At 61.1% G+C, this 9,441-nt stretch carries 10 protein-coding genes and 1 pseudogene; 3 read left to right on the forward strand and 8 right to left on the reverse strand.

Annotation, left to right across the window (positions count from 1 at the left end; genetic code table 11):
- Positions 1-61: 61 nt before the first annotated feature.
- On the reverse strand, positions 62-1,852 hold the full coding sequence (locus NANH_RS0119625; protein WP_027263613.1) for an aminopeptidase P family protein: 1,791 nt from the start codon (positions 1,850-1,852) through the stop codon (positions 62-64).
- A gap of 233 nt (positions 1,853-2,085) precedes the next feature.
- Here NANH_RS0119625 and NANH_RS0119630 point away from each other — a divergent pair, with 233 nt between their 5' ends.
- Positions 2,086-2,436, forward strand: coding sequence for a hypothetical protein (locus NANH_RS0119630; RefSeq protein WP_027263614.1), 351 nt, complete (start codon positions 2,086-2,088; stop codon positions 2,434-2,436).
- A 52-nt stretch (positions 2,437-2,488) separates the two neighbouring features.
- Here the strand turns inward: NANH_RS0119630 and cobT are convergent, their stop codons facing one another.
- The 3 genes from cobT to cobS are packed head-to-tail and all read right to left on the reverse strand — an operon-like array spanning position 2,489 to position 6,854.
- Positions 2,489-4,363, reverse strand: coding sequence for a cobaltochelatase subunit CobT (gene cobT / locus NANH_RS0119635; RefSeq protein ID WP_027263615.1), 1,875 nt, complete (start codon positions 4,361-4,363; stop codon positions 2,489-2,491).
- Positions 4,360-5,871 (reverse strand): glycosyltransferase family 25 protein, encoded by a 1,512-nt coding sequence (locus NANH_RS0119640; protein WP_027263616.1) that lies wholly within the window; start codon positions 5,869-5,871, stop codon positions 4,360-4,362. The genes cobT and NANH_RS0119640 overlap by 4 nt, the downstream gene beginning before the upstream one ends.
- Positions 5,871-6,854 carry a cobaltochelatase subunit CobS gene (cobS, locus tag NANH_RS0119645; protein WP_027263617.1) on the reverse strand — a complete coding sequence of 328 codons (984 nt, stop codon included), beginning with the start codon at positions 6,852-6,854 and terminating at the stop codon, positions 5,871-5,873. The genes NANH_RS0119640 and cobS overlap by 1 nt, the downstream gene beginning before the upstream one ends.
- 217 nt (positions 6,855-7,071) lie before the next feature.
- On the opposite strand from cobS, the gene NANH_RS0119650 reads away from it, so the two are divergent.
- Entirely contained in the window at positions 7,072-7,287 is a 216-nt protein-coding gene (locus tag NANH_RS0119650; RefSeq protein WP_027263618.1) for a hypothetical protein, read from the forward strand.
- Positions 7,288-7,291: 4 nt separating this feature from the next.
- Here the strand turns inward: NANH_RS0119650 and NANH_RS0119655 are convergent, their stop codons facing one another.
- Positions 7,292-7,918 (reverse strand): DnaJ domain-containing protein, encoded by a 627-nt coding sequence (locus tag NANH_RS0119655; protein ID WP_027263619.1) that lies wholly within the window; start codon positions 7,916-7,918, stop codon positions 7,292-7,294.
- A gap of 106 nt (positions 7,919-8,024) precedes the next feature.
- Between NANH_RS0119655 and NANH_RS0119660 the strand changes: the two genes are divergently transcribed.
- A complete protein-coding gene (locus tag NANH_RS0119660) occupies positions 8,025-8,282 on the forward strand; it encodes a BolA family protein (protein WP_027263620.1) in 258 nt (85 codons plus the stop codon).
- Here the strand turns inward: NANH_RS0119660 and NANH_RS0119665 are convergent.
- The 3 genes and pseudogenes from NANH_RS0119665 to NANH_RS0119675 form a co-directional block, all read right to left on the reverse strand.
- Complete coding sequence (locus tag NANH_RS0119665) at positions 8,252-8,638, reverse strand: Lin0512 family protein (RefSeq protein WP_027263621.1); 387 nt, start codon at positions 8,636-8,638, stop codon at positions 8,252-8,254. The two genes, NANH_RS0119660 and NANH_RS0119665, sit on opposite strands and share 31 nt — an antisense overlap.
- Positions 8,631-8,945: pseudogene (locus NANH_RS26625) on the reverse strand (Lin0512 family protein); the annotation flags it as partial. The pseudogene NANH_RS26625 and the gene NANH_RS0119665, both read right to left, overlap by 8 nt.
- Positions 8,946-8,997: 52 nt before the next feature.
- On the reverse strand, positions 8,998-9,441 hold a 444-nt coding region (locus NANH_RS0119675), incomplete at its 5' end, for an ATP-binding protein (protein ID WP_027263622.1).

Below are 9,441 nucleotides of genomic sequence, written 5' to 3' on the forward strand. Positions count from 1 at the left end.
CACTCCCTGAAACGGACGTCGCGGCCGACTGGAACGGGCCGCGACAGGGCTTTCCCCGGGTTCACAACGGGGTTGTTGCCGCATCCAACCACAGATTTGCCGCCTTGCCCACCCGTGGGGCGATCTTTTCGCGGACCTCGGCGTGATAGGTATTCAGCCATTTGCGCTGTGAGGATGTCAGCATGTCGGTGACGATCAATCGCCGGTCGATGGGCACATAGGTCAGCGTCCGCCACGTCAGCATCTGCCGTTCCGCGTCACTGCCGGGCAGCGCGGGCGCGTCTTGCACCACGATCAGGTTCTCGATCCGGATGCCAAATGCGCCTTCGCGGTAATACCCCGGCTCGTTGGACAGAATCATACCCGGTTCCAGCGGCACGGTAGATAGCCTGCTCAGGCGCTGCGGGCCTTCGTGTACGCTGAGATAGGCGCCGACCCCGTGGCCCAGGCCATGGTTGAAATCCTGCCCCGCCAGCCACAATGGCATCCGGCCCACCGCTTCGATATCGCGCCCGGCCAAACCGCGCGGCCAGCGCAGCAGGGACATGTTGATCATGCCCTGCAATACGCGGGTGAATGCGGCGCGTTCTTCCTCTCCGACCTGGCCGATGGCGATGGTGCGGGTGATGTCGGTGGTGCCGTCCAGATATTGCCCGCCACTGTCCAGCACCAGCAGGTGACCGTCCTGCAGCCGACTGTCGGTATCTTCGCTGACCCGATAGTGCATGATCGCACCGTTGGGTCCGGTTCCGGCAATGGTCTCAAAGCTGATATCCTGCAGGGCGTTGTCGCGGCGGCGCAGTTCCTCCAGACGGCGGACCACCTGGATTTCGGTGACGCTGTTGGCGGGCTGGTTGTCCAGCCAGGCCAGCAGTTCGACCAGCGCGGCCCCGTCGCGCAGATGTGCGGCTGCGCTGCCTGCAATCTCGGCCGCGTTTTTGCGGGCCTTGGGCAGGGCGCAGGGATCGTCGCCGGGAACCGCCCTGTCCCCCAGCGCATCGGCGACCTTTTGCGGTGCCGATGTTTTGTCGAGCCGCACCCGGCCCGACAGCTGTGTCAGCGCATACAGAAAGGCCTGGGGGTCGTGGACCGTCACGTGGCGGTCCAGGTGGGTGCCCAGATCCGAGAGTTTCTGCGCCGCCATAAACAGATCGACCCGCCCGTCGTCGTGCAGGACTGCAAAACCATGCGCCACCGGGTTGCGGGGGATGTCCGCGCCGCGGATGTTGAGCAGCCACATGATCGAGTCCGGCTGTGTCAGCACCGCCGCATCATGCCCGGCCTCGCGCAGTTCAGCCGCCAGCCGGGTGCATTTGTCACCTGCGGTTTCGCCCGCGAATTCCAGCGGATGGGCTTTGATTGGTGCCATCGGCGGGGCCGGCTGGTCGGTCCAGATACGGTCGACCAGATTGGCGCATTGCACCATCTCGATCCCCGAATCGGTCAGAGCCTCTCCCCAGCGCTCGACCTCGGCCAGGGTATGCAGCCACGGATCAAAGCCGACGCGCCCGCCGTCGGGCAGTTGCTGTTTCAGCCAGTCGGGCAGGGTGACATCGGGCCAGGGCACCGGGGTATAAACATCCGCCACCTGCGATTTGACCTGGGTGCGATAGCGCCCGTCGATGAACACGCCCGCCACCTCGCGCAGCGCAGCGCAGAACCCTGCCGATCCCGTAAAGCCGGTCAGCCAGGCCAGCCGGGCGTCGTGATCGGACACATATTCACCCTGGTGGGCGTCGGCTCGCGGCACCAGAAAGCCGTCCAGCCCCTCGGCCTGCAATTCGGCACGAAGCCGGTCCAGACGGGGCGGACCCTGTTCGGGGCGGGCGGTCACTTCGAAACTTTGGAACATGCGCATCCTGTCTGATTCACCGATATGTGCGGAAACCTGAGCGTGCGGCGTGCAAATGTCCAGCGCGCCGTCCTGTGGGGCAATCGTGCGCAGCGATATGGGCAGCGCCAGGTAAATTTTCCGCGCCCCCGGGGGCACATTCACCGGCAGAGCGATTGGTGAGAGGTAAATTCTGTTTTGTTTTCGGTGCGTCCGCTCTACCGTGGCAGTGAAGTCAGAAAAGATGCGAGCCGATGACGCGATTGACCCTTGCCGCCTGCCTGATGGCCTTGCCAGTCGCCGCGCTTGCGCAGGGCAGCGAGGAAAAGGTCGATCCGGCGGATCTTGCTGCCGATGCGCTGTTCGAAAAGGTCGGCGGGCCTCAGCATATCCGGGGGCTGGAGTTGTCTCCGGTCTATGGCTCTGGCGGCCATGCAGTCATCTGTGCCACCAGCAACGCGCATGACGCCAACGGAAATTTTATCGGCCTGACGTATTGGCAGATGACCTTTAACGCCGACAGGACCGAGGTAACATCGGTACGCAATGTCACCGGCCTGTTCAGCGATTGTTACAGCGAAAGCTACAAGACCCACCGGAACTGACGGGTCGGCCCGGCGTTTCGCATGCGAGGTCCGGGACTGAACGCAACATGCCCTAGCTGGCCTTGCGGATGCCCATTAACCGCGCCCGCGCGCGCGGGTCCTTGTCAAACAGCGCCGCCAGCTGTTCCGTCATCGCACCGGCCAGCTGTTCCACGTCGGTGATGGTCACCGCGCGGTCATAATACCGGGTCACGTCATGGCCAATACCGATAGCCAGTAGTTCCACGGCCTTGCGTTTCTCGACCATGGCGATCACGTCGCGCAGGTGCTTTTCCAGATAACTCGCCGGGTTGACCGAAAGGGTCGAATCGTCGACCGGAGCGCCGTCGGAAATCACCATCAGGATCTTGCGCGCCTCGCGGCGGTTGACCATGCGCCGATGTGCCCATTCCAGAGCCTCGCCGTCGATGTTCTCCTTAAGCAACCCCTCTTTCATCATCAGGCCCAGATTGTCCCGCGACCGCCGCCACGGGGCGTCTGCGCGTTTATAGATGATGTGGCGCAGATCGTTCAGACGCCCCGGCTGTTGCGGACGGCCATCGTTAAGCCACGCCTCGCGTGCCAGTCCGCCCTTCCAGGCCCGGGTGGTAAAGCCCAAAATCTCGACCTTGACGTTGCAGCGTTCCAATGTGCGCGCCAGGACGTCGGCACAAATTGCGGCGATCGAGATCGGGCGGCCCCTCATGCTGCCGGAATTGTCCAGCAGCAGGGTCACGATAGTGTCGCGGAATTCGGTGTCCTTTTCGACCTTGAAGCTGAGCGGTGTGGTTGGGTTGGCAACCACGCGGGCCAGCCGACCGGCGTCCAGAATACCCTCTTCCCGGTCAAATTCCCAACTGCGGTTCTGCTGCGCCTGCAGGCGGCGTTGCAGCTTGTTGGCAAGACGGCTCACGGCCCCCTTCAGCGGTTCCAGTTGTTGATCCAGATAGGCCCGCAGCCGCTCCAGTTCGACCGGTTCGGCCAGGTCTTCGGCGGCGATCTCTTCGTCATGTGCGGCGAGATAGACCTTGTAGCTGGGGTCAGCCTCTGACATCGGCTGTGGCGCGGGGGGCTCCAGCGGCGCGTCGCCCTCGGGCATCTCGGCGTCTTCACCCATCTCCTGATCGGCCAAGTCATCGGCGCTGACCTGAGCCTGCGACTGGTCCTGCTGGTCTTCCTGGGATTGTTCGGGGTCGGCATCGGCGTTCTGATCGTCGTCATCCTGGCCGGTGCTGTCGGGATCCTGTTCGTCCTGGAGGTCATCTTCGGCCTCGTCTTCCTGGTTCTCGTCTTCCATATCCGGATCGTCGCCCAGCTGATCGCCATAGCCGAGGTCCGAGATCACCTGCCGTGCAAACCGCGCAAAACCGGCCTGATCCGCCAGTTGCTCCTGCAGGCTCTCCAGTGTTCCGCCAGCCTGATCCTCGATGAAGCCGCGCCACAGGTCCATCACGTTTTGCGCGCCGCGTGGCATGTCGCGCCCGGTGGCCAGATGCCGGATCAGATAGCCCGCCGCCGTGGCCAGCGGTGCCTCAGAGGCCTGGGTGATCTGGTCATAGCCGCGGCGCAGTGCGTCGTTGCCGATCTTGGCGTCGATATTGCCAGCGGTGCCGGGCATTTCGCGCGCACCCATGGCTTCGCAGCGGGCGGTTTCCATGGCCTCGTAGAGATCGCGTGCCATGTCGCCGGGGGGGGCATAGCGCGTATGGGTGCCCGCGTCATGGTATTTGCGGTGCAGGGCCAGCGCGTCGGCGGTCCCGCGCGCGAGCAAAACCTCGTCGCGGGTCATCCGGCGGCTGACCTGGGGCAGGCGCATCGAATCGCCGGTCATGCCCGAGGGGTCGACCGTATAGCTGATGTTCAGTTCGGGATCGTCTGCCATCACCTTGGTGGCTTCGGCCAGGGCCTTTTTGAACGGGTCGGCGGGGTTGTCAGAGCGCTTGTTCATGTCCTGCCTGCATCCTCATTCATGGGCGTAATCCGAGCGTATCCATATGTTTTGCAGTAGTCATCGAGAAGTTCCACCACGTCAATCGTTAGACCCGACCAATCCGCACCGGTCAGGTCCGGCTTGGGGTAGACGCACCCCTGATATCGCTTGCCTGCGTTGATCCTGGTGGTATCGAACCGCGTCACCTTTTTGACAGGATATCCGGACCGTTCAAGAAAGCGGCTCAAAATCTCGGGCTTGTCCTCTAGTCGGGACACAAAACCGGGGTGCTGCAACCGGATTATCCCGGCCCAAAGGCAAAGAGAAAGACAGGCGGTTTCCATCTCCGTACGGTTCTCGACGATATCCACACCAGTGTGCGACAGAATGTGCGTGCGACGAAACGCCAATGACTTCGGTGCATGGCGGTTTTCACGTATGATCGACGGGATTGCTGTGCGCGGGTCCCGGACCAGTTGTATCATGAGATCGCAATGAAATGCTTTGCGCGATTTGGCGACGGGGTGCCCCGCCCAGGGGTTTTCGTCGGCCTCAACCGCCATCATCCACGACGATACGCCATCCTGGCCGTCGTTTTCGTGCCCCACGTCCAGACCCAGCTGCTGGCACAGCCCTGCCGCATAGCCGGTTCCTGATCTTGGGTGGCCGGTGATCAAGAGCGGACGGTAATAGATGTGTTTGAAATGAGTTGCGATCAGGCGATCGTTTTCTTGCGCATCTTTTTCGGCGCCGATGGATCGAAGGTAGACGCTGTGTTTTTCCTTGGGATGAATCCGGCTGGGGATTTGCCCGGTCGACCAAGAGAGTTCGGATGCGAGCGGAGGGAAAAGCGTCATGGTTTCACCCGGGCGGGCAGCGTTTTTGTGGAGATAGATATCTGAAGTGGTGTCGACGCCCTCAAATCGCTCCAGCATTTTTTGGGCATAGGCCGGGGTCAGGATGTGCATGCAGTTGCTCATGCGCGTTATTTCCCTCAGCTGAAAAGATCCGGCCTGTTCGTGATCGTCGTTCAATGCCCAACCCAGCCGGATAAGCCGTGGCAAATCCGGACTGAAATCTATGCGCCCCTTGGCAAGGCCAGCGTCCAACCATGCCATTCCCGCTTCGAACCAGGGATGCACGCAGATGTCGTCTTCCATAACAAGAGTGATGAGTTGGGTTTCACAGATGTGCTGCCAGACCCGCAGGAAGGACGCAAAATTCGCCACTTGAGGCGGAATAAGCACATTGTTGCATGCGTCATTTGCACAGCGAAGCCTGTTGCATCGAAAACAGGAAGGATAGCGGCGCACCTTGTCGTCATCATACAACGCACGAACGTCGGCAGATCCGGGGGCGCTGGCATCGAAAAAGCGGGCCGCGGCGATTCCATTGGCCGGGAGGTAGCTCTTCATCCTGTTGCGGCGCACACGGTCATCGGCAAGGCTGACCACGATCCGATCCCCAATCCATTCAGGCAGCAGATCGACAGCCATACCTTCGGCAAGGCCCTTGCCGACAGCCATCACACTGCTAGCGACGCAGCGCTTTCCGGCAATTCCTCGTCAAAGCAGCGCTGATAAAATTCGGCAACGGTCTGACGTTCAAGTTCGTCGCATTTGTTCAGGAACGACAGGCGGAAAGCATAGCCCACATTGCGGAAAATCTCGGCGTTCTGTGCCCAGGTGATCACCGTTCGCGGGCTCATCACAGTGCTCAGGTCGCCATTCATGAACGCGGTACGGGTCAGGTCGGCGACGGTCACCATCTGACCGATCTTTTTGCGGCCCTCTGCGGTGTTGTAATGCGGCGACTTTGCCAGCACGATTGCGCTTTCGGCATCGTGGCTGAGATAGTTCAGCGTCGCCACAAGGCTCCAGCGGTCCATCTGCGCCTGGTTGATCTGCTGGGTGCCGTGATACAGCCCGGTGGTGTCGCCCAGACCGACAGTGTTCGAGGTGGCGAACAGGCGGAAATACTTGTTTGGAGTGATGATTTCGTTCTGGTCCAGCAGGGTCAGCTTGCCGTCATGTTCAAGCACGCGCTGGATCACGAACATCACATCGGCGCGACCGGCATCGTACTCATCGAACACGATGGCGGTCGGGTTGCGCAGCGCCCAAGGCAGGATGCCCTCGTGGAATTCCGTCACCTGCTTGCCGTCACGCAGTTTGATCGCGTCTTTGCCGATCAGGTCGATCCGGCTGATGTGGCTGTCCAGGTTGACCCGCACGGTGGGCCAGTTCAGCCGCGCCGCAACCTGTTCGATGTGGGTCGATTTCCCGGTGCCGTGATAGCCCTGGATCATCACCCGGCGATTGTGGCTGAAGCCAGCCAGGATCGCCAGTGTCGTGTCAGGATCAAATTTGTAGGTATTGTCGACTTCGGGCACGCGGTCGGTGGCCTCGGCAAAGCCCTTGACCACCATCGGCGTGTCGATTCCGAACACATCCTGGACCGAGATGTCCTCGGTGGGTTTCGCATTCATGTCAATCACGCCATCGGCCATGCCCGTCGTCCTCGTTGCTGCTGCTCTGGGAACCGCCCCCGAAACTCAGACGTGGTGCAACATATCGCGCCCAAGGGCAAGGGGAGCGCTGTGGAAATTCTCACGGTACACGAGGAATACCGCAGAGGACCACAACTGAAACGGGAAAGACGCGCGCCCCTCTAAAGGGGCGGTCGCCGAGCAACCGATCAACATCCGTCAGACTGCCGACGCGCCGATGGGAGCGGCGGCCGGATTCATCGCCGTTCTGATAGTGAAGGACGGCAGGCTCCCGTTCATTGTGCGGCCAACCGCAGCCGTGCCTGTCATCAATCCCTATGCGGCCGCTTTTTCCGGCATTGTCGCCGACCCGTTCACCGAACGTGCCTATGTGCTGCTTGAAGGACCCGCATGGATCAAAAGACAGGCGTCACGGTTCGGGGAAAGCGAATGAAGCGTCAGTCCTTGAAGTTGCGGCTGGCCTTGATCTGATCCCAGGCCCAGACCACCAGTTGCAATTGCTCTTCCTGGCTGCGGTCGCCGCCGTTCATGTCGGGGTGCAGCACCTTGATCAGCTTCTTATAGGCCTTGCGTACTTCGGTTTTGGTCCAGTTGTCCTTGGCCTCCAGAATCTCGACCGCACGGCGTTCCGTGGGTGGCAGACGTTTGGCGGCACCGCCGTTGCGACCCGGATTCTGCGTCGCGTTTGCGCCCAGCACCTGATGCGGATCTTCGATGCCCAGCCGTGCCCAGGCACGGGCTTCGGGGTCGGTCATCGGTTTGGTCGCGCGTTCCCAGACCTTGTCCTTGGTCTGTTGCGCGTTGATCTCGGCCTCGGTCGTGCCGTCAAAGAAGTTCCATTTCAGATTATATTCGCGCACATGCTGTTGGCAGAACCAGAAAAAGTCATCCAGCACATCCGGAGCCTTCGGTGCGCGGAACTTGCCGGCCTCCTGGCATCCGTCGTGATGGCACTGCCGCACCGAGGTTTCGGACGCGCCGGACATGCCGCGCCGTCCGCGTGGATTCTTCTTTTTGGCCGACTTGACGGACATGTCGAAACCGAACGGGTCTGATTTTGTCATTGTGGGCACCTTCTCGACACATCTTTTCGACTCGGAGACAGGAGTTTAGAGTATGTGTGGGCAGATAGAAGAGGGTGCGGCAAAGTTTTTTCCGCAATTGAACCAGATGAGCGTAACACAAGACATTCAAGACCGGCTGCAGGAGGCGTTTGACCCGTCCGTGCTCGAGGTGGTGGACGACAGCGAAAGCCATCGTGGTCACGCCGGACACCGTGAGGGAGGCGAGAGCCATTTCAATGTCCGCATTCGGTCACAGGCGTTTCAGGGCCAGTCCCGCATTCAGCGGCACCGCGCGGTACATGCGGCTCTGGGGGCCAGTCTGGTCGGGCGTATTCACGCGCTGTCGCTGGATATCGACGTCTGATGCTTTAGTTTCCAACCGACCTGTTTGGGCAGGAATGCCTCGACCGCCGCGCTTGCGATGACGATGGTGTTGCCGGCCGGATTGACCACGTTCAGCCCGCCCTTTACAGCGCGGACCTGGACATGACCGCGGGGCAGGCGGGCTGCCAGGGCGTCGGTATCAACCTCGTCAGGCTCTTGTACGCCCACCGTCACGTGAACCCGCATCGCGTCGGTGGTCAACTCCAGCGTAGCAAAGATCGGCAGGGCCGAATGGCGAATCGCGTCCTCGATCGCGCGGGCGGCGGCCTTGGTGTAATCCATACCATACTGGTCGTTGCCCATGCCCATTTCGATGATCATGCGGTGTTCAGCCATTGGCGCGCTCCATGTCGAAACTGACCGACAGGGCGGCATTGGCGATGAGCGTCGGGTTGCCGTCGCCGTCTGGGCGCGGGATGTCCAGCCCGCCCTCGTGCAGCGTCACGGTGGGCTGCCCATAGGGGAAGATGTCCAACAGATCGGCAACCTGGACGCGGTCGGGTTGTTGCACGCCGATCTCGACGCTGATCTGCATCGCCTCTTTGGGGAACCCAAACAGTTCGGCCATGTTGATCGAGTTGTGCCACAGGGCGTCCTCGATCGCGCGTTTGGCGGCTTGGGTTGTTGATTGTCGCTGAGAACTGACCCGGCATTGTCACCGAGACTTGACCCACCCAGCTGTTATGTTCTTTGCGTCATGATGGCGTCAATGCTGCTGTCTCCTTTCGTTTCTTTTTCGCTGTCTCCGAGCTGGCCTTGAACCGATAGCTGTCATTGCCGGTCTCCAGGATGTGGCAGCGGTGGGTAAGGCGGTCGAGTAGCGCGGTGGTCATTTTCGCATCGCCGAACACGCTGGCCCATTCGCTGAAGCTCAAGTTCGTGGTGATGACGACGCTGGTGCGCTCGTAGAGTTTACTGAGAAGGTGGAACAACAACGCGCCTCCCGAAGCGCTGAACGGCAGATATCCCAACTCATCCAGGATCACCAAGTCGGTTTTCACCAGCGCCTCAGCGATCTTCCCCGCCTTGTTTTGGGCCTTTTCCTGCTCCAGCGCATTGACCAACTCAACCGTCGAGAAGAAGCGGACGCGTTTACGGTGATGTTCGATCGCTTGGATGCCAAGAGCGGTGGCGACATG

Origin of the sequence: Sedimentitalea nanhaiensis DSM 24252, from assembly GCF_000473225.1 — a bacterium.
GTDB lineage: Bacteria > Pseudomonadota > Alphaproteobacteria > Rhodobacterales > Rhodobacteraceae > Sedimentitalea > Sedimentitalea nanhaiensis.

Coding starts and splice junctions, on each gene's coding strand:
- cobT (WP_027263615.1), bottom strand. CDS start 4,363: ATGAACAAGCGCTCTGACAACCCCGCCGACCCGTTCAAAAAGGCCCTG.
- NANH_RS0119660 (WP_027263620.1), top strand. CDS start 8,025: ATGAGCGTAACACAAGACATTCAAGACCGGCTGCAGGAGGCGTTTGAC.
- cobS (WP_027263617.1), bottom strand. CDS start 6,854: ATGGCCGATGGCGTGATTGACATGAATGCGAAACCCACCGAGGACATC.
- NANH_RS0119650 (WP_027263618.1), top strand. CDS start 7,072: ATGGGAGCGGCGGCCGGATTCATCGCCGTTCTGATAGTGAAGGACGGC.
- NANH_RS0119630 (WP_027263614.1), top strand. CDS start 2,086: ATGACGCGATTGACCCTTGCCGCCTGCCTGATGGCCTTGCCAGTCGCC.
- NANH_RS0119655 (WP_027263619.1), bottom strand. CDS start 7,918: ATGACAAAATCAGACCCGTTCGGTTTCGACATGTCCGTCAAGTCGGCC.
- NANH_RS0119640 (WP_027263616.1), bottom strand. CDS start 5,871: ATGGCTGTCGGCAAGGGCCTTGCCGAAGGTATGGCTGTCGATCTGCTG.
- NANH_RS0119625 (WP_027263613.1), bottom strand. CDS start 1,852: ATGTTCCAAAGTTTCGAAGTGACCGCCCGCCCCGAACAGGGTCCGCCC.
- NANH_RS0119665 (WP_027263621.1), bottom strand. CDS start 8,638: ATGGCTGAACACCGCATGATCATCGAAATGGGCATGGGCAACGACCAG.